A 23127-nucleotide genomic window follows, 5' to 3' on the forward strand; every position below is an offset into this window, starting at 1 on the left:
TCAATTAGCCGTTAACGACGTCAACGGGCGACTGATCTTTGAGATTTTGATGACCGACAATCACCACCGTTTCACCGCCAGTCAGACCACTGGTAATTTCGACCATATCGCCTTCTTCGAAACCCAGTGTTACAGGTACTTTCAGCGCTTTACCTTCTCTCACTACAAACACGTTACTTTGATTATCTATACTCACCAGTGCCTGACGGGGGAGGAGAGTGGTGTTTTCTCGGGTTGCATAGTTCAATGCCACCTCGGTAAACATGCCTGCTTTCAGTGAACCTTGTTCATTTGGCACATGGAGCGTAACTTTGAACGTCCCTGTGGTGGCGTCAATCACCGGGCTAATTCGACTGACAGCAGCCGGAACATCAATGTTTTCCAATGCTGGTACGCGCAGTGTTGCCGCTTGATTAAGTTGTACCCGTGATAATTCACTTTCTGGTAGGTACACGATTCCCTGAAGGGATTGTTGCTGCACGATATGAAACATTCTCTCCCGCTGGAAGGATTCTGTGAGGTTGCCAACTTTTGCATTTCGCTCGGCAATATAGCCACTTATCGGTGCGGTAATAATGGTTTCTTTAAGGTCTAGCTCTGCCAATTCCACATTGGCACGGGCGCTGTCGTATTGGGCGCTGAGCTTTTCGAACACATCTTCACTAATGAGTTTCTTAGAATAAACAGCATTGATTTTTGCTAATTCTTGTTCAATACCGGCGAGATCAGCTTTTGCTTTGATAAGGTTAAGTTCATAACGGCGCTTATCCAGTTGTGCAAGAACTTGTCCCTTTTCAACATAATCACCTTCTTCAACCAGGATCTCCTCAATGATACCTGACGCCCTCGCGACTACAAAGGCCTCTTGCTTTGCTTCCAGAATGGCTGATGTGGCGTAGTTTGACGTAATCGCGCCTCTTTCGATTTTCGTCGCCTCAACAGGAATAGACAAAACAATGGCCTCTTCCTTCTTATCTTCATCTTCCGCGCTGGCACTGCCGCATCCTGTTAGCGGCATACAGAGCAAACCCAGCGTAAGTGAGGTTGCAAGTAAGTGAAATTTTTTTGTTTCCATGGTCTTGGCCCGTAAAAAAGTATTGTTCTAATGCTTCTTTACAGCACTGACCATGCCACAATATACACTTTAGTATAAAGTGCATATAAATCATTTGGTTATGAAATAAAGATAATGGAAGGAAAAAGCGAATTGCAAAAGTTTTAGCGAATATTGCGATTTTGTGGCGAAATTGCCACTTCCTTTGCAGCAAGGAAGTGGCGGTATTTTACTCAGTGATAATGTGATATCGGGTTTCGATGTCGACATTCCCAGCGAGCATCAGCATCACAGAGCAATATTTTTCCGCAGAGAGTTGAACTGCTCTTGCTACAGCTTTATCTGTGAGCCCATTGCCTTTTACCGTGTAGGTAGCCATAATTTTAGTAAATACCCGCGGCGGTGTTTCCGCTCGTTCTGCCTGTAAATCACACTCGCAATGGGTAATGTCAAAGCGGCCTTTTTTTAAAATGTCCACCACGTCTATACTCGAGCAGGAGCCAGCGGCAAGTAAAACTGATTCCATTGGAGAAACTGCTTGACCATTGCCGTCCATAACGGTTTTGTAGCCGGATTCAGTAGTACCAGTAAACGTGAGGTCTTTATCCCAAACAACCTTTGCTTTCATAGTGTTTTCGCTTATTTATTTAGTCTGATTGTGTCTTTATCAATGGTGATTAAGCGTTTTTTATAAAGTGCACCAAGCGCTTTTTTATATGCTGCTTTGCTCACATTAAAATGCGCATAAATGTCCTCGGGTTTGCTTTTATCTGTTAGTGTGGATACACCGCCATAGGCATCGAGGTCTTCTAAAATAGCGCTTTCAAGATTGCTCCTGCCTATCTTATCAGTGCGTTGTAGTGCTACATCAATTTTTCCATCCTCGCGAATGACTTTGATATAGCCTTCTACTTCCTGACCAATACTGAGTTTTTTAAAAGCGTCGCTGTGAAATATAAGTCCAAGGTTCGTGCGGTTGATGACCACTTTAAAGCCGAGTTCTGTTTTCGCGTACACTAAACACTGGACTGTGTCGCCAACCTGGTGTTCAGTGTTGGTTTCACTGAGGAAATGATGCAGTTTGGTTGCACCGAGTATACGGTTGGTTTTGTCGTCGTAATAAATATGTACAACGTAGTTGAAACCCTGATTTACCGGACTTTCCTGCATACCGGCAGGCACCAGTAGATCTTTGTCCAGCCCCCAATCAAAAAAGCCGCCAAAATGGGTGGAACCCACGGCTTTCAATACAAGGGTGTCACCTACTTCTGCCACGGGCGGTGTTGTCCATCCCTGAAGGTTCCCGGTTTCATCTGTGCCGACAAAAACCGAGAGAACATCACCGTCCTTTAGCGGGGTGCTTACTTGTGCATGCGGCAACAATACCAAGGGATCATTGGGATTGTCCGAAGTTAAGTGGTAGCCAAAGGGCAGGGATGCTGCTACACGCAATGAGTTTGTTTTTCCAATTTTAATCATCAGAACTGACTGTAAAAGTAAATGCAGGTACTATGATACCCAATTGTCAGTTATTGCTAAACCATTATGAAGTTGAATTGTGATCTCGGTGAAGCTTTCGGAGCCTGGGCTATGCCCGTAGATGAAGCCATTATGTCTTACATTGATCAGGCGAATATTGCCTGTGGATTTCACGCAGGGGACCCTGCGGTAATGAAAAGGGCGATAGCCCTTGCTAAACAAGCAGGTGTTAGTGTCGGAGCTCATCCAGCCTATCCGGATTTGCAGGGCTTTGGTCGCCGTAGTATGGCAATTGCACCAGATGATATCAAAGCCATGATTCAATATCAGGTAGGGGCGTTGTGTGGTATTGCACTTAGCCAGGGATGCAGCGTGGACTATGTGAAACCTCATGGTGCATTATACAATGATCTGATGAAAGATGATGCTTTGCGCCTCGCAGTGATGGAGGCAGTTGCCGAAATTGGGCAGGGTAAAATGGCATTGATGATTCAAGCCACACCGCAACGCGATGAGATAGCCGTGCAGGCGCAGCGCCTTGCTCTGCCATTGCTATTTGAGGCATTTGCGGATCGCAGGTACACAGATGATGGTTATCTTACTTCACGCGACAAGCCTGGCGCAGTATTGAGTGCGCAAGAGGCAGAAGAGCAGGTGGATTTGCTGATATCCACGGGAATGGTAAAAACCGAAAGCGGGGATCTCTTGCCGTTGGCTGCGGATACCCTTTGTGTTCATGGGGATTCTCCTGGTGCTGTGGAGATGGCTGCCCGGTTTAGCCTTGTGTTGCGAAATGTTTAACAGTATATAAAGACTAGGAGGAAATTTGCGGCCGTTTTATCCGTTTTCAGCTATTGAGCCGGCAGGTATGGATGGATTAATTTGTTATTTTTCCGGACGTGATCTCCGCGAGCAGAATGATCACGTAGAAACCTATCATTCACACTTGCAGGACTATGCTCCGCCCTGGCTGAAAACTGTCATACCTTCCTATGATTCTCTGTTGCTGGTATTCAATCCTTACGAAATAGATAACCATGGTGTATACCGGTATTTAAAAGAAGTGAAAGCTGGTGGTACAAAGTTGCGAACAGCTAAACATCACGAAATTCCTGTATGGTATGGTGCCCCCTCAGCCAATGATCTTCATTTGATTTCTGCTCATACTGGCTTGTCTCACGAAGACATTATTCAACAGCACACTGCCACAAGGTTTAAGGTGTTTGCCGTGGGTTTTGCGCCTGGATTTGCCTATTTAGGAGAAAATCCACCATCGCTCAGTATTCCTCGTTTAGCGACGCCCAGAAGCAAAGTTCCGGCAGGGGCTGTAGCTATTGCCGACAGACAAAGTGCAATTTACCCCCATGTATCCCCTGGAGGCTGGCATTTACTCGGCCTGTGCCCATTAACGCTGTTTGATATTAGTGAGACGCCTTCAGGCTATTTACAAATGGGAGATACACTTTCTTTTTATTCGATTAAAGAGGATGACTACCGGAGGTGGCATGGTGGATTCTAAGATCCTGGTTGTAAATCCCGGGTTGCTTAGCATTGTTGTCGATATGGGCAGAACTCATGGTCAGGACCAAGGACTCAGCGAAGGCGGTCCTATGGATATTGATGCTTATGAGATGGCGAACTGGCTTTGTGCTAATCCTATACATACACCGGCAATTGAAGTTATTGGAAAATGTGAGCTTGAAGCGACGGCTAGAATTTCGTTGGCGGTATGTGGGCCTGAAACCACTGTGACAGTTAACCAGTGCCAAGCACCCACGTGGAAAACCTTGAAGCTATCCAATGGTCATCGCGTGGTGATAGAACCACACCGTCTTGGTCAAAGGGCTTATATCGCTGTGCATGGTACCTGGTCATTGCGTCCTGTCGCGGGGTCGGTGTGCACCATTAGCCGAGAAAATTTGGGTGGCATTGACGGCAAAGGTGGGGCGTTAAAAGAAGGTGACTCACTACCGGGAACGTTTTCATCGTTTAATGATATCCGAGAAGTGCCAATTGAGCACCGGCCAGATTACGAACTAAGCGAACCATTAGCACTGGTGCCTGGGTATCAGGAAAAACACTTTAGTCATCTGTCACTGGCGCGTTTCTACTCGTCTGCGTATATGGTTTCGTCACAAATTAGTCGAATGGGGTATCGTTTAAAAGGGCAGAGAATTGATTCGAGTTGTCGAACTATGCGGTCGGAAGGCATAAATCTGGGTTCTGTTCAGGTGCCGGGCGATGGCCAGCCCATTATAATGATGCGTGACAGACAAACGTTGGGAGGCTATCCCAAGTTGGGCGCAATTGCTCCCTATGATATTGGCCGCCTGGCTCAGGCTGTGCCCTCAGACGTTGTGTCTTTTACACGAACGGATGCCAATGATGCTAGATGTACTTGGTTGTTAAGGCACCGGTTTAGATCTTCTCTTATTAAGGATTAGTTTACAGTCGATGGCAGTTGCATTTTTAAATGGTGAATTTTTGCCTCTCGAAAAAGCCCGAATCTCTCCTATGGACAGAGGTTTTCTCTTTGGAGATGGCATTTATGAAGTGGTTCCAACATTGGCGACCCGGCCTGTTGGTTTGCGAGGTCACCTTGAACGGCTAGATAACGGCCTGTGTGCATTGGGTATCCACAACCCAAAGAGCGCTGACCAGTGGGAAACCCTTATTGCTGAATTGCTCCGCAAAAACAGTGAGGAACTGGTATCACATTCAGTGGGGGTTTATATTCAGGTGTCACGGGGCACTGTGATGCAGCGCGCCCATGGTTTTCCTGACAATATTCCACCGACGGTTTTTGCGTTTGCTTTCGCTACGGCCGCTCCCCCGCTTCCCGATCGCAGCAAAGTCACCCCTTTTAGTGTCATCACCGAACAAGACCGGCGCTGGCAACGCTGCAATATCAAGTCCACATCGTTGCTAGGCAATGTTCTGCATTTTCAACAAAGCAAAATAGCCGGTAAGCAAGAGGTTATTTTGTATAACGACAAAGAACAAATTACCGAAGCCAGTGCTTGCAACGTGTTTGCGGTTGTTCAAGGACACATTGTTACACCACCGTTAGATCACCAAATACTACCGGGTATTACCCGGGATATTGTGATAAAAAGCTTATCCAGAGACGGCATTGCCGTTGAGGAGCGTCCATTGACTTTGGCTGAGTTGAAAGGAGCTGATGAGGTGTGGCTTACCAGTTCCAGTAAAGAAGTTGCGCCTGTAACATATGTTGACGACAAGCCTATCGCTAACGGTGAAGTGGGTGCTGTATGGCAACAAGCTATTGAAAGCTTTAATCGTTATAAATTTGATTTATAAAAAAAGCCTGCATATTTTGCAGGCTTTTTCTAGTCTTTGCCTTCGCAACTATCATCTGTACATTCACCGTAAAGATAGAGACTGTGATGGGTAAGCTTAATGTTATTGCGTTCGGCTATTTCGATTTGTCTTTGTTCGATCACTTCATCTTCGAATTCAATAACCTTGCCGCATTTTAGACAAACCAGATGGTCGTGATGTTCTTTGTGGCTAATTTCAAAAACGGATTTACCGCCTTCAAAATGATGTCGGTTTAAAATGCCGGCATCATCAAATTGGTTAAGTACACGATACACGGTAGCCAGGCCGATCTCTTCACACTGTTCGATCAAAATTTTATACACATCTTCGGCACTGATATGCTGATTGGCAGGTTCCTGCAAGATCTGCAAAATTTTTAAACGAGGAAGCGTTACTTTCAATCCCGCTTTTTTCAGTTCTTTATTTTGGTCCATAAATTACCACTTTTGGGAGCGCTTTTGGTTTACCGGACATTATAGGTACTTTACTCAGATTTAAAAGTAAAAGCGAAAATTTGCAGCCAGAAAAACGGTGAGAAGGGCGTAGGGTAAGCTGATATTTAACGCAACCCGTCGCGTGTTCAGCGGACTGCAGGTGAAACCTGTTTCAGCAAATTCGCTGCCCTGAAATACGAGGCATTCCCACTTTCTATTGCTGTTGCATGGCATACAAATGTTACACTTATGTATTGCGGACATTCTTTTTTTAAAATCACGTTTTGTCTATTTGTTGACATTAAGCGACATTATGTTGCCTGTTTTTCTCTTTTTCTTGTATTTTGTCGTAATTTTATATTAGGTTAACCACATATCCTTGTTAATTTTTTGTTGGCTTTTTAATGGGTGCTGGTATAATGCGTTTGACTGTCGTTCAGAAAATCACTCTCGGTTTTTCCCTATTCGGATTTTTGCTCCTTATCACCAGTACTCTGTCTTACTTAGGGCTTAACAATATTCGCAATGCGGCAGAACGTGTGGTGAATGAAAAAATGCCACTACAAACCCGCATGATGTCGTTAAAGAGCGACGCCCTCTCTTTAGCGGCTATTACCACCAACGGCTTTTATGTTGGTGATAAAACATCCCTTGACACCAATTTGGGGCAGTTTTCAAAAATGGTGACACAATTCGAGGGGCAGTTATCTGAGTTGAAAGAGAAATTTCCAAACAGCAAAGAAGCGAAAATTGCGTCTAATAGTGCCGAGGTGTTTATTAGTAAAAGCAGGCTGATGTACCAGTCCATCGATCGCCGCATTGCTGTTCATTCTCAACTGCAATCCTTGGAGTCACGGATCGTTGCAGCGATAGATGAAGCCGGTGCACTTATGATGGATTTGAGCTTTTTACAAACCGATACACCAGGAGTTGAGGCGTTGGCCGGCCTCGGGACTAATATCGATAACAAACTACTGAATTTAAGTGAAACGGTTTCTGAAGTTGTGAAATCAGATGGGCAACACCTGTCTAGCGGTATTCTGGATGACCTTGACTATCAACTTAGCAATTTACAGGTAGATATTGATTATTTGTATCGCATGGCAGAGGGGATAAACACAGACGGCATAATTGAGCATTTTAACGACCAGTACGACACCATTACTTCAGCTATTACCAATGCCAACGGGCTTATTGCTTTACAAAAAGTAAAATTGGAGCAAATAGACGTTATTGCGCAGGCCAGAGGTGATGGCGCACAAGCACTGAATGATGCTGCCAGTGCCATTAATGTGCTTTATGACGAGGTATCAAATTCAGCGCTGGAAGGGCAGAAGGTTATTCTCAGTACCGTGGATGAAAGCTTGTTGGACACTTTGATCGTTTCCGCTTTTGGTTTGACTGCTGCCGTTATACTGACGCTAGTTGTCAGGCGTAGCATTGCAAAACCACTGAGAAAAATAAATTATGGCCTGACTAAAATCAGTGAGGGTGAATTAAATATCAAGTTAATGGATACGGGCAATGATGAATTCGCGGATCTTGCCGAAAAAGTCAACCGCCTCACTGAGGCACTCCGGGTGCTTATAGGTAATATACACACTCAGGAGGAGCACTTGTTAGCAGTGTCCCGGGAAAGTGTCGCCATGGGCGAGCAAAGTTTGAAAGAAGTCGACAAACAACGCGAAAAAGTGCATGAGACTTCGTCGAATACGGCAGACTTGCGAGAAAGCAGCCGACGAAAACTCGAAGATATCCTGGTGGCGATGGACGCATTGAACAGCGTTGCAGACAATACGGTTAAGATATCCTCGATGGTAGACGAGAATCGTCAGCAAGTGTCTCAACAAGCAGCACAAGCTGCTGAATCGTCTTCTATCATTCATCGGTTGGAGGAGAATACTAAGTCCATCGGGAGTATATTAGATGTCATTAAAGCCATTGCCGGTCAGACTAACTTGCTGGCGTTAAACGCCGCTATTGAAGCTGCCAGGGCTGGGGAGCAAGGCCGGGGTTTTGCTGTGGTAGCCGATGAAGTTCGCACTCTGGCGAGTAAGACCCATGATTCCACAGAAGAGATAGAAACTATGATTGCCAGTTTGCAGCGGGATGCTAAACAAGCTGTTAGTGCCATAGAGCTTAGTATGGACAAATCTCAACAATGTGTAGATATTAGTCAGGGTGTATACACACAAATGGCGGGGATTCGGGACTTGATTGCGCAATTGCAGAAAATTAACCAGAGCTTTGTGGCAGATACCCAGCAGCAGGACAGGTTACTTGCTGAAGTTGCTGATAATTTGGCGGTTATTGTTACCCTGACCGATGCAAGTGCCGAAAGTACGCGACGAGCGAATCAATTGAGCAGTAAAGTGGATGATCAGATGGAGCACCTGCGCACTGTGGTAGAACGCTTTCACTTGTAACAAAGCGAGCCGTAGCTCGCTTTGTTGCAGTGTTCAGGCAAGTTCTGCCAGACATAGTTCGTCGTGAAGTTGTTTACACCAGGTTTTTACCCGTTCTTCAGTTAGTTCCGGCTGTCTGTCTTCATCGATACCCAAACCTACAAAGTGATTGTCGTCAGCCATGCCCTTTGATGCTTCGAAATCGTAACCCTCAGTGGGCCACTGGCCTACGAGGATAGCACCACGGGGTTCGACGATATCTCTTATCATTCCCATGGCATCCAAAAAATATTCCGCGTAGTCTTCCTGATCGCCGCAGCCAAATATAGCCACGAGCTTGTCGTTGAAATCAATATCTTCTAACTCGGGGAAAAAATCGTCCCAATCGCACTGTGCTTCGCCGTAATACCACGTAGGAATGCCAAAAATGAGCAGATCAAATTCAGCGATTTGTTCTTTACTGCTTTTCGCGATATCGTGAACCTCAATGAGGTTTTTTCCCAGTTCTTTTTGAATCATCTTAGCGACGTGTTCGGTATTACCGGTATCGCTGCCAAAAAACAAGCCCACACTTGCCATAATCACCCTCTATTTGCACTTGCCACTGATATTACACGCCAGTACTTAGCCAAATAATTTCAATGATACCTTTTGCGACAAAGCCTAAGGCGCCAAGGCCAAGAACACCATATGTGACAACTCTGCCAATCATAGGAACATCATTGTTTTTTAGCACATCGTGTACCGCATAACCCATTAGGACAAACAAGCAGACAAGGCCGCCGTAAAGCATAATGGTTTCAATTAATTCGTAATTTTCAGCAAGCATAATTTCATTAGTCAATTATCCGGCCGTGACTATATCACATTGTCTGTTTCTTTCGCAGTGAAAACGGCGTAATTTTATCCCACAAACAGTAGGTTTACCGCAATGGTTATTGACTAAACAAAAATCGCTCTACAACGTTATTAAAAGCAACCGGTTTCTCTGCGTGCAGCCAGTGTCCAGCGTTTTCGATAATGTGTGCCCTGGCGTTTGGAAACCGGCTAACAATGGCTGGTTGCATTTCTTTTTTTATGTACTCGGAGTTGCCACCTTTGACAAAAAGACTGGGATGGGAAAAGCTTTTTTCAGTATCTGGCCAGCCCCGAATATTTTCATAGTTCTCGGCTAAGTCTCTTAAATTGAAGCGCCACTGCCATTTTCCCTCAGCTGTTTGCCACAGGCCTTTTAGCAGAAACTGACGAATGCCTGATTCCGGGATCGCTGAACTCAATTGGCTGTCTGCATCATTGCGGTTGTTCAGGTTGTCAAGGTTAACGTCAAGCAATGCTGAAATAATAGTGTTGTGAAGCGATGGATACACAACAGGTGCAATATCTGCTACTACCAGTTTCTGCACCATAGCAGGGTTATTTAATGCCATTAACATGGCGACTTTCCCACCTAGGGAATGACCGATGACATAAACGGGGCCATTGACGTGGTTTTTGACAACAGGTAAGAGAGCTTCAACACAGCAATTTAATGTAAACCCCGATACATGTGCGGATTTTCCGTGATTAGGTAAATCAACGGCAAGCACATTGCAGGATTTTTCAAAGTGTCGATGTATGAAGCTCAAGTTATCCAGTGAGCCAAATAAACCGTGAATCAATACCAATAATTCATTTGAGGTGGGGTGATCTGAGTATTTGAAGTGAATATGAGTGGACATGAATTAAATCCGGAATCAGGCAAGGGAAGTGTGAAGTAAAAGACAAAACTTCGCACTATTTCATGACTGGAAAAAGTGCGAAGTCTGTGAACAATTAAATTGCGAAATCCTCTAGGGATTTGCCATTTTCCAGTGCTTGTTTATAAACACGCGGCATGCGACCAATTCCAGTCCAGCGGTGAACGTTACCGTTTTCGTCCGTTAACTCGAACTTAATCGGGCGCTTTTTACCGGTTCCATTTTTTTCCACAGGAGCAGATTTTAAATCGTTAATATCAAGGCCTGCTTCTTCAAGTTGCTTTTGAATTTCAGCTATTTTTTTAAATTTTTCTTGTTTGGCTTGTTCTTCGACCTTTTCTTTTTCAACACGCTTGGCTATGATGCTCGCCAGTTTTTCCTGCACTGCTTCCAGTTCAGTAATGCTCAATTCCTTAACAGCACCTTGTAAACGTCTTCCATGAGTGAGTATGTCTAAAAATTCGCTCATTAATTAACCTTAATCCAAATATATAAAAATCCATTGGATGATAGTTAAATTTTGAAGAAATTAAAAGTCACAGTGTGTGACTTTTAATTTAAATCATTCATTACACTCTTTGTTTGTTACATATTGGGATAATTAGGACCTCCTGCGCCTTCAGGTGTTACCCAGGTAATATTTTGAGAAGGGTCTTTAATATCGCATGTTTTACAGTGAATGCAGTTCTGTGAATTTATTTGAAAACGCTTTTCGCCGTTTTCTTCGATAATTTCATACACCCCAGCTGGACAATAGCGTTGTGCGGGTTCAGCATAAAGGGGTAAATTTACTGTTAAAGGAATATCAACATTTTTTAATAGCAGATGACAAGGTTGATCCTCTTCGTGATTAGTATTTGACAAGAATACGGAAGACAATTTGTCGAAGCTCAATGTACCGTCTGGTTTTGGATAGGAAATAGGGGTTACCGCTTCTGCTTTTTTAAGCTGTGCATAGTCTTTTTTATCATCGGTTAATTTAAACAGACGCTTTCCACCCAGTATATTTTGCTCAAAAACATTGTACACACCACCGAAAAACGTACCAAACTTGTGAATAGCTGGGCCGAAATTTGCTGCGCTGTTAAGTTCTTTGCACAGCCAGGATTCGTTGAATCTGGCTTGGAAGTCTGCAACAAACTGCTTAGTTTTGTCATTGACAATCGCATCAACTATGGCTTCAGCGGCTAAGATGCCTGATTTCATCGCCGTGTGATTACCTTTTATTTTTGCGAAATTTAGCGTACCTGCATCGCAACCAATGAGCACACCTCCGGGGAAAGCCATATCGGGAAGTGAGTTCATGCCTCCCTTGGTAATGGCTCTTGCCCCGTAGGATACGCGCTTACCCTTAGTGAGATATTTGGCATACACAGGGTGATGCTTCATTCGCTGAAACTCATCGAAAGGACTAAGGTAGGGGTTGTCATAGTTAAGATCCACGATTAAACCAACGAATACCTGGTTGTTTTCTGCATGGTAGAGAAATCCTCCGCCGCTTGTGTCAGACAGTGGCCAGCCAGCGGTATGCACTACTACGCCAGGCTCATGTACTGCCGGGTCGATATCCCAAATTTCCTTAAACCCGATGGCGTAGTGTTGTGAATCACTGTTTTTGTCAAGATCAAACTGACTAATCAGTTGTTTACCGAGATGCCCGCGGCTGCCTTCTGCAAATACTGTAAATTTGGCTCTCAGTTCCATCCCCGGCATGAAACTGTCTTTTTGTTCGCCATTAGCGTCAATACCCATGTCACCGGTAATCACGCCGGCCACCGTGCCCGTTTCATCGTAAATGATGTCGGCGGCGGGAAAACCCGGGAAAACTTCTACGCCCAGGGACTCAGCCTTCTGTGCTAGCCAACGGCATACGTTGCCCATGGAGACAATGTAGTTGCCCCGATTGTGCATGGTTTTTGGTACAAAGGCGCCGGGTATCTTTTGATAAGCGTTTTCGTCTTTCAACAAAAATATATCATCGCGGACGACTGCCGTGTTGAGCGGAGCTGATTCGGTTTGCCAGTCAGGAAATAATTCATCCAATGCCCGCGTTTCAAACACTGCACCAGATAATATATGCGCGCCCACTTCTGACCCTTTTTCAACCACGCAAACGGTGAGAGTTGTGTCGTGTTGTTGAGCCCGTTGCATAATTCGGCAGGCTGCAGAAAGGCCCGCGGGTCCTGCTCCAACGATGACGACATCGAACTCCATTGACTCACGTTCCATGCTTTTCTCCTCTCGGCTTTTTGTTTCTTTTTGGCATGTGGTAATCACACCACAGACTCAGGCTAATATAAGTTGACGTTTACGTTAACAGCAAGTACATTTCTTATCAGTTTACGTTAACGTAAAGATAAAGTCAGCGCCTATTTGTTATGGGCTTGTTAAATTGACGGGCAGGTGCCATGCTGACTTTATAAAGCGAATTCTCAATCAACGAGGTAAAAGATGAAAATACTTGTACCTGTAAAACGCGTTATTGATTATAACGTTAAGGTTCGTGTAAAAGCGGATGAATCAGGCGTCGATTTGACTAATGCCAAAATGGCACTAAATCCATTTTGTGAAATAGCGGTGGAAGAAGCCGTCCGTCTCAAAGAAAAAGGTGTGGCCAATGAAATTGTTGTGGTCTCTATTGGCGACAAAGCTTGCCAAGAGCAATTGAGGACGGCGTTGGCTCTGGGGGCAGATCGTGCTGTACACATTGAGGCCGATCCGCAACTGTCTTCTTTACATGTGGCAAAGTTGCTTCACAAATTGTATGAACAAGAAGCGCCTCAGTTAGTCATCTTGGGCAAACAAAGTATCGATTCAGACAATAATCAAACCGGACAAATGTTAGCCGCATTGACAGGCCTGCCCCAGGGCACCTTTGCTTCTGAAGTCGTCATTGAAGGCAATAAGATAAACGTTACCCGTGAAGTCGATGGCGGTCTGCAGACAGTAACACTAACATTACCAGCCATTGTGACGACAGATTTGCGACTCAATGAACCCCGTTACGCTTCGCTGCCAAACATCATGAAAGCCAAAAGAAAGCCCATGGACGTCAAAACCGCAGCAGAATTTGGTGTTGACCTTACCTCAAAAGTACACGTTGTAAACGTAGCTCCTCCGGCTCAGCGCCAGGGCGGGGTTAAGGTGGCTGACGTGGCAGAGTTAATAGCGAAACTAAAAAATGAAGCAAAGGTGATTTCATGAGTATCCTGATTATTGCAGAACACGACAATAGCCAGTTGAAACCCGAAACCGCCAAATTGGCCGGTGCTGCATCGAAACTCAACAGCGATGTACATGTGTTGATTGTGGGTGACGTTTCAGACGACGTTGTCAGTAAGGCGGCAAAACTACACGGCGTGAGTAAGGTTTTGGTTGCTAGTCACGAGGTGTATGCACATCAACTTGCCGAAAATACAGCCGACCTTGTGGTTTCAGTTGCACAAGGGTATTCCCATGTTTTAGCTGCAGCAACTACCACGGGGAAAAACTTCATGCCTCGTGTTGCGGCCTTACTGGATGTGGAACAAATTTCAGATATTACCGATATAGCTGCAGACAACACATTTGTACGCCCCATCTATGCTGGTAATGCGATTGCTACAGTGAAATCGGAAGAAACTATCCACATTCTGACTGTGCGGACATCTGCTTTTGATGCCGTCCCCGACGACGGTTCAGCTGACATTGTCCAACTTGATACAGTTATTCCATCTGCACATTCGGTGTTTGTCAGCGCTTCACTTACCGAATCTGAACGCCCCGAGCTTACGGCTGCAGATGTGATCATTTCAGGTGGACGAGGGATGCAGAGCGGCGATAATTTCTCTTTACTTGAAGGCATTGCTGATAAGTTAGGTGCCGCTATTGGCGCTTCCCGGGCTGCGGTAGACGCAGGTTTTGTTCCCAACGATATGCAAGTAGGACAAACGGGTAAAATCGTGGCGCCACAATTGTATATTGCCGTTGGTATCTCTGGTGCCATTCAACATCTTGCCGGAATGAAAGATTCTAAGGTCATTGTGGCAATAAATAAAGATGAAGAAGCCCCAATCTTCCAGGTTGCGGATTACGGTCTGGTGGGTGACTTATTTGATATACTCCCTCAATTTGAACAAGCCTTGTAAAGTAAAATCGGCCGCATAAAGGCGGCCGATTTATTACACTCTGACGATTGAATTCTCTTCCATGCTAACAGGAGAAGGGCGATAGTCGTCAGCATGCCAGTCATTTTCCCAGGTTTCGTCGTCAATGAGATAGCGAAACGCATACTCAGAATTTGTATCGAGGTTAATGGTTTGGGTAAAGTCACCGTTTTTTAATTTCTTCATAGGCGGCGTACTTTTGTCCCACGCGTTAAAATCGCCGATCAGTCTGGCCGTGGTGGCGTCTCCTGCTTCACTGGCGGTCAGCCTAAAAGTGACTTTGCACACGGGTTTCGATTTTAAATACTGTTTTTTTAAACTCATGACATCCCTCAATTCACAAAGCTAGTAATTGACAAGTTACGGCTAAAAATCAAACAGTTCAAGCCCTTTTTCGAGAATTCTTGTATTTTGCTATTAGCTTTGTAAATGGATGATTAACAATGCAATTTTTATGTTATTGATAGGGTTGCTCAAGTGACATAAAAACTGAAATAAAATTTAACAATCTATATCGGGCTGGTTTCATACTTTAGCGGTAGAATTTATCGCGATAGTTAGAAATAGTTGACTGGCGTAAATGTTTCACAGTGATCGTGGAACACAGCGTTCATATTATAAAGCAGTACTCGATAAAGGGAAAAAGCATGACTAAGAGCGGTTGGGTGAAAACGGTTGGCCCGCTAATTGTTATTTTGTTGGCATTAGTGGTTGCCGTGGTGCTGATTATGTCCAAGAAACCTCCGGAAGAAAAACCGCTGGAAAAGAAAGATCTCCTCGTGGAGGCATCGCCGTTTTATCGCCAGTCAGCGTCTTTTGTGATTAGTTCACAAGGCAATGTGGTACCGAAAAGTGAAACCCGGTTAAGCTCGCAGGTCAGTGGGCAGGTTGTTCGCATTGCTGATGTATTTGTTGCCGGTGGCATGTTTAACGAAGGAGATGTACTGGCCGTTTTGGAGCAAGACGATTATCAAACAGAAATGAAACTTGCTGAAGCTGAACTCGCGCAGGCGAAAGCCGCCCTGGAAGAGGAGATAGCAAGGGGCATTGTAGCAGAAAAAGAATGGCGCTCTGTGAACAGTGTGGTGCCTCCTTCATTAGGGTTGAGAAAACCTCAGCTGGCAAGGGAACAAGCGAATGTGAAAGCGGCCGAGGCTAAATATGAAAGAGCCAAACGCAACCTGGCCCGAACCGAAATTCGAGCTCCTTATGACGGTATTGTGATAAAGCGAAGTATTGATATTGGACAGTTTATTGGCACAGGCACTGAAGTAGGCACACTCTATTCTACTGATGTTGCTGAAGTAAGACTGCCCATAACGGAATCTGAACTCGCTTTTATAGACATCAATGGCAACTTGCAGGCTGCAGCGACTGTAGCTATTCGCGCAGTTGTAGCGGGAGAAACCCATCAATGGCAAGCGAAATTGGTACGCACGGAGGGCATTTTGGATTCCGGTAGTCGGGTTATTTATGCTATTGCTGAAGTTTCAGACCCCTATAATAGATCGCAATCAGCACACAATCGCGTATTGCGTTTCGGACAGTTCGTTGAAGCCAGCATTGCGTCTACGCAAACTCAGTCACTGTTTGTATTGCCCAGAAGTGCGCTTCGCCTCGACGGCACTGTTTTAACGGTTGGTAAAGACAACACACTGAAAATCAAAGATGTCGATGTTGCCAGAGCGACGGCAAAGCAAATTTATTTACGCGGGGGTATCGATGAAGGTGAGAAGGTCATTCTCAGTGTGGTGCCCAATCCCTATGACGGTATGAAACTGCGCGTGGCAGGTGATGAATTATTGACAGAAGGTGATAAGCCATCGACAGCAGAACAACCTATTACGCTAAACGATGAGGGGCGCGGCAATGAGTAAAATTGATACCCATTCCGGGGTTATTGCTTGGTTTGCCAGGAACAGTGTGGCTGCTAATTTGTTAATGGTAATTTTACTCGTTGGCGGTATTTTTTCCGCGTTTTCAATCCAAAAGCAGGTGTTTCCCGCATTTGAAATAAACGTGATCAACGTTAGGGTTCCTTATCTTGGCGCCGCACCACAGGAAGTGGAGGAAGGCGTTATCTTAAAAATTGAGGAAGCCATTAAAGATCTCGACGGCATCAAGCAAATAACGTCAACGGCGGTTGAAGGGTTGGGTACAGTCAGTATTGAAGTCGAGGAAGATTATGACGTTCAAGAAGTACTCGACGAGGTCAAGGTACAGGTTGATGCTATACCCAGCTTCCCGGGAAACACGGAAAAGCCTATCGTATACCGGCAAAAAATTCAGCAAGATGTTATTTGGATTTCTGTTTATGGCGACGCGACGGAACGAGAACTCAAAGAGTTTGCTAAACGGGTTCGCGACGATATAGCAAATTTGCCCGGCATCTCTTCGGCGTCCGTTGTAGGTGCGAGGGATTATGAAGTATCTATTGAACTTTCTGAATCAGAACTGCAAAAGTTTAGTCTGACGTTTTCAGACGTTGTCAATGTAGTCAGGCAATCAAGTGTTGATTTACCCGGGGGGGCCATTAAAACTGATAACGGTGATATTTTGCTACGCACCAAAGGTCAGGCCTATACTGGTGATGATTTTGCCAAAATTGTATTAATTACGCAGCAAAACGGGACGCGCGTAACCCTCGGTGATGTCGCGCGGATCAATGACGGATTCGTGGAAGACAACCAGTTTTCTCAGTTTGATGACAAAAGCGCGATACACATTCGGGTGAGGGCGGTTGGAGATCAAAACGCGCTGGAAATTTCCAAGCAGGTCAACACGTATCTCGACGACAATAAAAAGACATTTCCCGCTAATATCACGGCGGATTCCTGGGGAGATTCTTCTTTCTATTTAGCCGACAGGTTGAATATGATGTTGTCAAACATGTTTTTCGGTGCGCTCCTGGTGTTCATCGTTCTTTCGTTGTTCTTAAAAATCAAATTGGCGTTCTGGGTTATTTGGGGTCTACCTGTGTGCTTTCTGGGCGCCTTGTTTGTCATGCCTTTAGATCCGTTTGACGTGTCAATTAACATGTTGAGTTTGTTTGCCTTTATCCTTGTGTTGGGAATAGTGGTGGATGATGCCATTATCATGGGGGAATCAGCCTATTCTGAAATTGACAAAAAGGGGCACAGTGCTGAGAATGTCATTGCCGGCGTAAAGAAAGTGGCGATGCCGGCAACGTTCGGAGTGTTAACAACTGTCGCCGCATTCACTCCTATGCTAATGGTATCCGGCCCCTTTGGGGTTATATGGAAAACCATTGGTTGGGTAGTGGTTATTTGTCTGATTTTCTCACTTATTGAATCAAAGTTTATCTTGCCGGCACATTTGGTACATATGAAACTCAAACCCTATGATCCGGCAAAGGCCAACCCATTTCAGAAATTTCGGGATTTCTTTAGCGAGGGCATTAAGCGCTTTATCGATCACTCATATGCGCCTTTCTTGCGCACCGCTATTTCCGCGCGATATCTGACCCTCTCTATATTTGTGGCAATGATGATCCTTACTATTGGTTTGTTCCAAGGTGGACTGGTACGTTTCGTTTTCTTCCCCAACATTCCAAGTGATTTCATGTTGGCATCTTTTGAGCTTGAGCCCGGCTCTTCTATTCAACAACGAGACCAAACCATTGAAACCATGCTTGATGCGATGCACAGGATGGACCGTGCTATTGAGGAAGCGTCGGGTGAGAAAACTATCAAACACGCTATCGCTTACGACAGTGGTACAACTGCCGGTGAAATCTTTGTAGAGTTGACGAAGGGTGAAAGTCGCCAAATGAAGGATTTCGAAATTCATCAGCGGTGGCGAGATGAAATGCCGGAAATCCCTGGCGTGAAATCGTTAAATATCGGATCGCCAGGTGGCATGGGAGGCGCTGATCTCAGCTTTGAATTCAGCTCGTCAGACATTCATGCGTTGGAATCGATTAGCGGGGCATTAAAAGCGCGTTTGGAGACGTTTGAGGGCGTATCTGACATTAATGATAGCTTAGCCGGTGGCAGTGACGAAATACAGCTTTCCCTGACGCAACAGGCTGAAGCGCTGGGCATAACCCTACAGCAGTTGGGACAACAAGTTCGCTATGGTTTTTACGGTGCAGAGGTACAGCGGGTCCAGCGCGATGACGAAGAAGTAAAAGTAATGGTTCGTTATCCGAAGGAGGAACGCTCGTCAGTGAGTCATCTGCAAACAATGCGGGTTCGCACGCCCTCTGGCGATGATATTCCCTTTGAAGAAGTGGGCGAGATTAATTTAGGCAAAGGTTATGATTCAATTGTGCGCGTAGATGGGAGTCGCTCAGTTACTGTTTCTGCAAAAGTCGATAAGGACCGTATTGATCCTGGCGAGATCACCCGTGAAGTCATCACCACTATTGTACCCGATTTACTCGATCAATATCCTCAGGTTAACTTCAAATTGCAAGGGAACTCGAAGGAAGAGCAAGATGCAATGATGGGGTTGGTAAAAGGGCTCGCCTTCGCCTTGTTTGCCATTTACGCATTATTAGCAATCCCGCTGCGCTCTTATTCTCAGCCACTTATTATTATGTCTGTCATTCCCTTTGGCATTGTAGGCGCGATCTTTGGTCATTTGGTTCTCGGACTGGCCGTAAGCGTGTTGTCGATTTGCGGTATAATTGCGCTGTCAGGAGTAGTGGTAAACGATAGCCTGATCATGGTTGATTTTGTTAATCGTTCCAGGAGAGAAGGACACCGGCTCGTTGATGCAGCTATTCAAGCTGGAACGCAACGCTTCAGAGCTATTGTATTGACATCACTAACAACCTTTATGGGTTTGATGCCGATTGTTTTTGAGCGAAGTTTACAAGCGCAAATTGTAATTCCAATGGCCGTTTCACTGGCATTTGGCATTTTATTTGCCACCGTTATCACCCTTATATTGGTGCCATGCCTCTACTTAATGATGCATGATCTGGGTAACTTCTTCGGTGGTAAAAAGACGACGAATAGCGGTTACGATGCGGAAAACGGCGCGCAAACCATGAGGTGATGTTTTTTTAATCAAAACTATTGATATATGTTTTTTTATACAGTACTGTAATTGCATCCAGTTTGTGGGGGAATATTATGTCAACGGGTATGAAAAACATCGATAAACTGATTTCGCGTTTTGGGGTTCGTGTCGAAGAAGGCAGAGACACTTCTCAGTGTGTAAAGATATTGCAAGGGGGGATGGCTGATACAGGAGGTATCAACATTCCCTATTGTTTGTGGAGTGCGGTGGTGTCGGCGCCACGTCATTCGCGATTTAAACTTCACACATGGTATTTGCCCCACAGAAGTGCGCGTCTTGCCACTTTTCTCATAGACGAAAGAGGGGACGTGATCGAGCAAGTTTTTTTTCAACGTGACGCTTGTTACGTGAAAGCGTGCAGGAAACTGCAACTTATTGTATCCCAAGCCCATAAAAAAATGGCATTCAATCATTCTTTGGCAGCGTAAACTGCGCTGTCAGTTGTGTTTCTCGGTTAAAGAGGTGCGTGATTGCCTTATTGCGACTATAACTACATAGGAGCAAACAAGGAGCCTTAATCGTGAAACTATTACTTGTAGAGAAGGACGATGTCCAGGCGGAAATATATCAGTTGTCGTTATCTGGAGACTTTGACGTTGAGACAACGCACTCTTTTGAAGCCGCACAGCAAGTTGTAGCAACGTCAAACGTCGACATCATTGTTTGCGACTGGGAAATCGGTTCACTTAACGCCACCAGTCTTTCGGCCAACACGCATCGAGATGACCCGCTTATCACCCCTGTAATTGTTGTCGTTAGTGAAGACAATCGCGAGTCGAGTATGATACAAGCCTACAATGGCGGCGTGTCTTATTACATTACTAAGCCGTACAAAGTTATCCAATTTACCGAGACGCTTTTTGCATTAAAGCATCAGTTACTGACAGTACGACAAATGCGGGTTGATAGTAAGCAGAATGAAGCTGCGACATTATCTGCAAAAACTGATTCTGCATTATATGAGCTAGGTATATCAATCCTGGCTGAAACGGTTAAGGCCAGGTCTATCGAGGAGATTGCAAAAGTAACCATCAACGCGTTTCGCCTAAATGGTATTCAAGTGGCTATGGAGTTTCGCGATACCAATACACCAGTCCACTTCGATACAAACTTGCTTCCCTGTGACGATACCACGGTAAAAGTTTTTTCTGTGTTGAGAAAGCAAGGAGATGTGTACCGGTTTGGCCGACGGACTTTGTTTAACAGCACGGACGTATCTCTGCTGATAAAACATGTTGCTGACAAATCTGGTGGGGCTTATGACACTGTGTTGTCAATGGGGAAGATGCTTGTGCCGGCAATTAATCAACAAGTTAAAGTGCTGATGAAAGATAACGCATTGGCAAAAACTCATCATGATTTATTGCATCTTTCTTCCCGGTTGCAAGATGCCATTTTTTCTGTTCAACGTAATAAGTTTAACGTCGCTGAACGCTTGGCAACTAATCTCGTAGAGGCGTTGGATACCGATTTACAAATATCGTTGCCATTTAACCAAGTGCTGGAAATGGTAGAGCTCGGGTTAGAAAATGTCAGTGATAGTGAAAGAGACGCTGCTTCGTTGGAGGACTTTGCTAATCTGTTTACTGGCATTGAAGAGCGTTTGAAAAATCGCATGCTCGATATGGGAGTGCAAACTGATTCGGTAGTAGAAGACAATCGGGATGAAGACTACCGCGATCTTGAATTTTTTTGAAAAAAAGCGGCCTGTATAAATTGACCGCTTTCACAATGGGTTTATGCCTGACGGGCTTGTGTCTTATGTTTAGTTTACAGGACTGACACTAACGCCTTTGCCAGGGCGTCAACATTTTGTTGATTAATCCCTGCAATATTAACACGGCTGGAATCAACGAAATATACACTGTGTTTACTGCGCACTTCACGCACTTGCTCAGGTGAAATACAAAGAAATGAAAACATGCCTTTTTGTGTATTCAAGAAACTAAAATCACGGTTGGCCCCATTTTCGGCCAATTTTTCAACCAACATGGTGCGTAGCGATTGCATGCGGTTACGCATTTCGTTTACTTCAGACATCCACTCTGTTTTCAAGGAGTTATCAGCCAAAATGATATCAACCAGCGCGCCCCCCCAACTTGGCGGCATTGAATAGATACCCCGGGCAACAGACTGAATTTGCCCTTGTGCAATCTTCTTGGTTGCGCTGGTTTCTGTAATAATTGCCGCTAAACCCGTTCTTTCGCGATAGAGACCAAAATTCTTCGAACAAGAGGCCGCAATTATCACTTCTGGTAAGTTTTCAGCCAGCAAGCGGATCCCGTAAGCGTCTTCTTCGAGACCGTCACCAAAGCCCAGGTAGGCTACATCGATGAATGGCAGGAAACCTTTTTCCTGAGCCAGTTTCAGTACTTCATCCCATTGAGCATTAGTCAGGTCGGCGCCAGTAGGATTGTGGCAACATCCGTGTAATAGCACAATGTCACCTTTGCCAGTTTGCTTTAACGTGTCCATCATGGCATCGAAATTAATGCCCTCTGATTTCTTGTCAAAGTAAGGGTAGGTTTCAATTGTTAAACCTGCTGAGCCGATAAGGGGGATATGGTTTGCCCAGGTTGGATCACTGACCCACACTTTCATATTGTCACCGCAACGGGCCAGCAGCTCAGATAATATACGCAAGGCGCCACAACCACCCGGTGCCTGAACGGCAGCAACGCGGTCGGCCATCAGCACTTTGCTGTTTTTACCGAGGAGTAATTCCAGCATGCCATCGATGTATCCCTGATGACCTTGTGGCGTGATGTAAGTTTTAGTGGTTTCACGTTCCAGTAGAATCTGTTGCGCTTTTGCCACAGAAGTCATAATAGGCGTATTTCCCTGTTCGTCTTTGTAGACGCCTACACCCAAATCAATTTTTGCTGAATTGGTGTCTTCGCGATAAGCAGCTGACAGGCCTAAGATTGGGTCGGGAGCGAGTTGGGGTAAAACTTCAAACACAGTATGTCCTCACGTTGCGTGATAATTAAGCGAGTCCGGCATTATGCCACCGCCGCCGCAAAATACGACCCTAAAAATTAAAAAATACGCAATATTTTGCGTTATTTTTTGGGTGAAAGTAAAAAATTGAAATTTGCCTCTCGTTTATCGACATATTCACCGCCTACACTGTAGGTATATTCGACAAAGTGGGCTTCACCATGTTTATCTGCCAGTAACGGAGCAGAGCAGCGGGTGGCATATTCTTACCCCGGTAATGAATATTGACGACAGCCGCTTCTCCAAGTCGAAAGAAACGCCCTTGTTCGGTAGCGCGTCATCTTCAGCCTGTTGTTGGGCGACGATGAAACTCGTCCCGATTCGCTGCCACAATAAGTGAGTAATCATCTCTGGATAAATAAAGTGCACATAAGAGGATAAGGGGAGAATGTTAGCCATCTGTGTTGGACAGCATATTACCCATGATATTGTCTGGCATTAAATTGCCACTGGGATGCACACTGACTTTACGGTAAAATCTCT

Annotated in this window: 23 protein-coding genes; 11 read left to right on the plus strand and 12 right to left on the minus strand. The window is 45.1% G+C overall.

Translation table 11 applies throughout. The annotated features are described in order from the left end of the window. Positions 1-4: 4 nt before the first annotated feature. From KO518_RS13115 to KO518_RS13125, 3 genes are all read right to left on the minus strand, one after another. Complete coding sequence (locus KO518_RS13115) at positions 5-1075, minus strand: efflux RND transporter periplasmic adaptor subunit (RefSeq protein WP_216026261.1); 1071 nt, start codon at positions 1073-1075, stop codon at positions 5-7. 208 nt (positions 1076-1283) lie between these two features. Then, positions 1284-1682: an OsmC family protein gene (locus tag KO518_RS13120; RefSeq protein ID WP_216026262.1), complete on the minus strand. Its 399-nt coding sequence runs from the start codon at positions 1680-1682 to the stop codon at positions 1284-1286. Between the two features lie 11 nt (positions 1683-1693). Then, positions 1694-2533 carry a S1 RNA-binding domain-containing protein gene (locus KO518_RS13125; protein WP_216026263.1) on the minus strand — a complete coding sequence of 280 codons (840 nt, stop codon included), beginning with the start codon at positions 2531-2533 and terminating at the stop codon, positions 1694-1696. Positions 2534-2599: 66 nt separating this feature from the next. Between KO518_RS13125 and KO518_RS13130 the strand changes: the two genes are divergently transcribed. The 4 genes from KO518_RS13130 to KO518_RS13145 are packed head-to-tail and all read left to right on the plus strand — an operon-like array spanning position 2600 to position 5854. After that, positions 2600-3334 carry a 5-oxoprolinase subunit PxpA gene (locus KO518_RS13130; protein WP_216026264.1) on the plus strand — a complete coding sequence of 245 codons (735 nt, stop codon included), beginning with the start codon at positions 2600-2602 and terminating at the stop codon, positions 3332-3334. A 25-nt stretch (positions 3335-3359) separates the two neighbouring features. Then, positions 3360-4052 (plus strand): allophanate hydrolase subunit 1, encoded by a 693-nt coding sequence (locus KO518_RS13135; RefSeq protein WP_252736114.1) that lies wholly within the window; start codon positions 3360-3362, stop codon positions 4050-4052. Next, positions 4039-4977, plus strand: a complete 939-nt coding sequence (locus tag KO518_RS13140; RefSeq protein ID WP_216026265.1) for a biotin-dependent carboxyltransferase family protein — start codon at positions 4039-4041, stop codon at positions 4975-4977. Before KO518_RS13135 ends, KO518_RS13140 begins: the two co-directional genes overlap by 14 nt. A gap of 10 nt (positions 4978-4987) precedes the next feature. Further along, positions 4988-5854 (plus strand): aminotransferase class IV, encoded by an 867-nt coding sequence (locus tag KO518_RS13145; protein ID WP_216026266.1) that lies wholly within the window; start codon positions 4988-4990, stop codon positions 5852-5854. A gap of 29 nt (positions 5855-5883) precedes the next feature. Here KO518_RS13145 and fur read toward each other — a convergent pair whose 3' ends face one another. After that, positions 5884-6309, minus strand: coding sequence for a ferric iron uptake transcriptional regulator (gene fur, locus KO518_RS13150; RefSeq protein ID WP_216026267.1), 426 nt, complete (start codon positions 6307-6309; stop codon positions 5884-5886). Positions 6310-6728: 419 nt separating this feature from the next. On the opposite strand from fur, the gene KO518_RS13155 reads away from it, so the two are divergent. Continuing rightward, positions 6729-8735, plus strand: a complete 2007-nt coding sequence (locus tag KO518_RS13155) for a methyl-accepting chemotaxis protein (protein WP_216026268.1) — start codon at positions 6729-6731, stop codon at positions 8733-8735. A gap of 33 nt (positions 8736-8768) precedes the next feature. On the opposite strand, the gene fldA is transcribed toward KO518_RS13155, so the two are convergent. From fldA to KO518_RS13180, 5 genes are all read right to left on the minus strand, one after another. After that, positions 8769-9293 (minus strand): flavodoxin FldA, encoded by a 525-nt coding sequence (fldA, locus tag KO518_RS13160; protein WP_216026269.1) that lies wholly within the window; start codon positions 9291-9293, stop codon positions 8769-8771. Between the two features lie 31 nt (positions 9294-9324). Beyond that, on the minus strand, positions 9325-9543 hold the full coding sequence (locus KO518_RS13165; RefSeq protein WP_216026901.1) for a DUF2788 domain-containing protein: 219 nt from the start codon (positions 9541-9543) through the stop codon (positions 9325-9327). A 106-nt stretch (positions 9544-9649) separates the two neighbouring features. Then, positions 9650-10432 (minus strand): alpha/beta fold hydrolase, encoded by a 783-nt coding sequence (locus KO518_RS13170; protein ID WP_216026270.1) that lies wholly within the window; start codon positions 10430-10432, stop codon positions 9650-9652. A gap of 94 nt (positions 10433-10526) precedes the next feature. Beyond that, the gene (locus tag KO518_RS13175; RefSeq protein ID WP_216026271.1) at positions 10527-10919 is read right to left on the minus strand and encodes an H-NS family nucleoid-associated regulatory protein; all 393 of its coding nucleotides are present in this window, start codon (positions 10917-10919) and stop codon (positions 10527-10529) included. A 116-nt stretch (positions 10920-11035) separates the two neighbouring features. Further along, the gene (locus KO518_RS13180; protein WP_216026272.1) at positions 11036-12679 is read right to left on the minus strand and encodes an electron transfer flavoprotein-ubiquinone oxidoreductase; all 1644 of its coding nucleotides are present in this window, start codon (positions 12677-12679) and stop codon (positions 11036-11038) included. 222 nt (positions 12680-12901) lie between these two features. On the opposite strand from KO518_RS13180, the gene KO518_RS13185 reads away from it, so the two are divergent. After that, positions 12902-13654: an electron transfer flavoprotein subunit beta/FixA family protein gene (locus KO518_RS13185; RefSeq protein ID WP_216026273.1), complete on the plus strand. Its 753-nt coding sequence runs from the start codon at positions 12902-12904 to the stop codon at positions 13652-13654. After that, positions 13651-14577: an electron transfer flavoprotein subunit alpha/FixB family protein gene (locus tag KO518_RS13190; RefSeq protein WP_216026274.1), complete on the plus strand. Its 927-nt coding sequence runs from the start codon at positions 13651-13653 to the stop codon at positions 14575-14577. Before KO518_RS13185 ends, KO518_RS13190 begins: the two co-directional genes overlap by 4 nt. Before the next feature lie 33 nt (positions 14578-14610). Here the strand turns inward: KO518_RS13190 and KO518_RS13195 are convergent, their stop codons facing one another. After that, a complete protein-coding gene (locus KO518_RS13195) occupies positions 14611-14919 on the minus strand; it encodes an isoamylase early set domain-containing protein (RefSeq protein WP_216026275.1) in 309 nt (102 codons plus the stop codon). A 323-nt stretch (positions 14920-15242) separates the two neighbouring features. On the opposite strand from KO518_RS13195, the gene KO518_RS13200 reads away from it, so the two are divergent. The 4 genes from KO518_RS13200 to KO518_RS13215 all read left to right on the plus strand — a co-directional run bounded on the left by KO518_RS13200 (position 15243) and on the right by KO518_RS13215 (position 21340). Further along, positions 15243-16472: an efflux RND transporter periplasmic adaptor subunit gene (locus KO518_RS13200; protein WP_216026276.1), complete on the plus strand. Its 1230-nt coding sequence runs from the start codon at positions 15243-15245 to the stop codon at positions 16470-16472. Further along, positions 16465-19620 (plus strand): efflux RND transporter permease subunit, encoded by a 3156-nt coding sequence (locus tag KO518_RS13205; protein ID WP_216026277.1) that lies wholly within the window; start codon positions 16465-16467, stop codon positions 19618-19620. The genes KO518_RS13200 and KO518_RS13205 overlap by 8 nt, the downstream gene beginning before the upstream one ends. 77 nt (positions 19621-19697) lie before the next feature. Beyond that, on the plus strand, positions 19698-20072 hold the full coding sequence (locus KO518_RS13210) for a hypothetical protein (RefSeq protein WP_216026278.1): 375 nt from the start codon (positions 19698-19700) through the stop codon (positions 20070-20072). A 92-nt stretch (positions 20073-20164) separates the two neighbouring features. Beyond that, a complete protein-coding gene (locus KO518_RS13215) occupies positions 20165-21340 on the plus strand; it encodes a response regulator (protein WP_216026279.1) in 1176 nt (391 codons plus the stop codon). A gap of 74 nt (positions 21341-21414) precedes the next feature. Here the strand turns inward: KO518_RS13215 and KO518_RS13220 are convergent, their stop codons facing one another. Together KO518_RS13220 and KO518_RS20255 are read right to left on the minus strand one after the other, a co-directional pair. Continuing rightward, positions 21415-22605, minus strand: coding sequence for an amino acid aminotransferase (locus tag KO518_RS13220; protein WP_216026280.1), 1191 nt, complete (start codon positions 22603-22605; stop codon positions 21415-21417). Positions 22606-22927: 322 nt separating this feature from the next. Next, the gene (locus KO518_RS20255) at positions 22928-23023 is read right to left on the minus strand and encodes an NRDE family protein (protein ID WP_216026902.1); all 96 of its coding nucleotides are present in this window, start codon (positions 23021-23023) and stop codon (positions 22928-22930) included. Between the last annotated feature and the right edge of the window lie 104 nt (positions 23024-23127).

The sequence above is a fragment of the Aestuariibacter sp. A3R04 genome, assembly GCF_018860805.1.
Classification (GTDB): domain Bacteria; phylum Pseudomonadota; class Gammaproteobacteria; order Enterobacterales; family Alteromonadaceae; genus Alteromonas.

Bases quoted from the DNA above. Each gene is read 5' to 3' on its own strand.
- KO518_RS13115 (WP_216026261.1), bottom strand. From the start codon at position 1,075: ATGGAAACAAAAAAATTTCACTTACTTGCAACCTCACTTACGCTGGGT.
- KO518_RS13120 (WP_216026262.1), bottom strand. From the start codon at position 1,682: ATGAAAGCAAAGGTTGTTTGGGATAAAGACCTCACGTTTACTGGTACT.
- KO518_RS13125 (WP_216026263.1), bottom strand. From the start codon at position 2,533: ATGATTAAAATTGGAAAAACAAACTCATTGCGTGTAGCAGCATCCCTG.
- KO518_RS13130 (WP_216026264.1), top strand. From the start codon at position 2,600: ATGAAGTTGAATTGTGATCTCGGTGAAGCTTTCGGAGCCTGGGCTATG.
- KO518_RS13140 (WP_216026265.1), top strand. From the start codon at position 4,039: ATGGTGGATTCTAAGATCCTGGTTGTAAATCCCGGGTTGCTTAGCATT.
- KO518_RS13145 (WP_216026266.1), top strand. From the start codon at position 4,988: ATGGCAGTTGCATTTTTAAATGGTGAATTTTTGCCTCTCGAAAAAGCC.
- fur (WP_216026267.1), bottom strand. From the start codon at position 6,309: ATGGACCAAAATAAAGAACTGAAAAAAGCGGGATTGAAAGTAACGCTT.
- KO518_RS13155 (WP_216026268.1), top strand. From the start codon at position 6,729: ATGCGTTTGACTGTCGTTCAGAAAATCACTCTCGGTTTTTCCCTATTC.
- fldA (WP_216026269.1), bottom strand. From the start codon at position 9,293: ATGGCAAGTGTGGGCTTGTTTTTTGGCAGCGATACCGGTAATACCGAA.
- KO518_RS13165 (WP_216026901.1), bottom strand. From the start codon at position 9,543: ATGCTTGCTGAAAATTACGAATTAATTGAAACCATTATGCTTTACGGC.
- KO518_RS13170 (WP_216026270.1), bottom strand. From the start codon at position 10,432: ATGTCCACTCATATTCACTTCAAATACTCAGATCACCCCACCTCAAAT.
- KO518_RS13175 (WP_216026271.1), bottom strand. From the start codon at position 10,919: ATGAGCGAATTTTTAGACATACTCACTCATGGAAGACGTTTACAAGGT.
- KO518_RS13180 (WP_216026272.1), bottom strand. From the start codon at position 12,679: ATGGAACGTGAGTCAATGGAGTTCGATGTCGTCATCGTTGGAGCAGGA.
- KO518_RS13185 (WP_216026273.1), top strand. From the start codon at position 12,902: ATGAAAATACTTGTACCTGTAAAACGCGTTATTGATTATAACGTTAAG.
- KO518_RS13190 (WP_216026274.1), top strand. From the start codon at position 13,651: ATGAGTATCCTGATTATTGCAGAACACGACAATAGCCAGTTGAAACCC.
- KO518_RS13195 (WP_216026275.1), bottom strand. From the start codon at position 14,919: ATGAGTTTAAAAAAACAGTATTTAAAATCGAAACCCGTGTGCAAAGTC.
- KO518_RS13200 (WP_216026276.1), top strand. From the start codon at position 15,243: ATGACTAAGAGCGGTTGGGTGAAAACGGTTGGCCCGCTAATTGTTATT.
- KO518_RS13205 (WP_216026277.1), top strand. From the start codon at position 16,465: ATGAGTAAAATTGATACCCATTCCGGGGTTATTGCTTGGTTTGCCAGG.
- KO518_RS13210 (WP_216026278.1), top strand. From the start codon at position 19,698: ATGTCAACGGGTATGAAAAACATCGATAAACTGATTTCGCGTTTTGGG.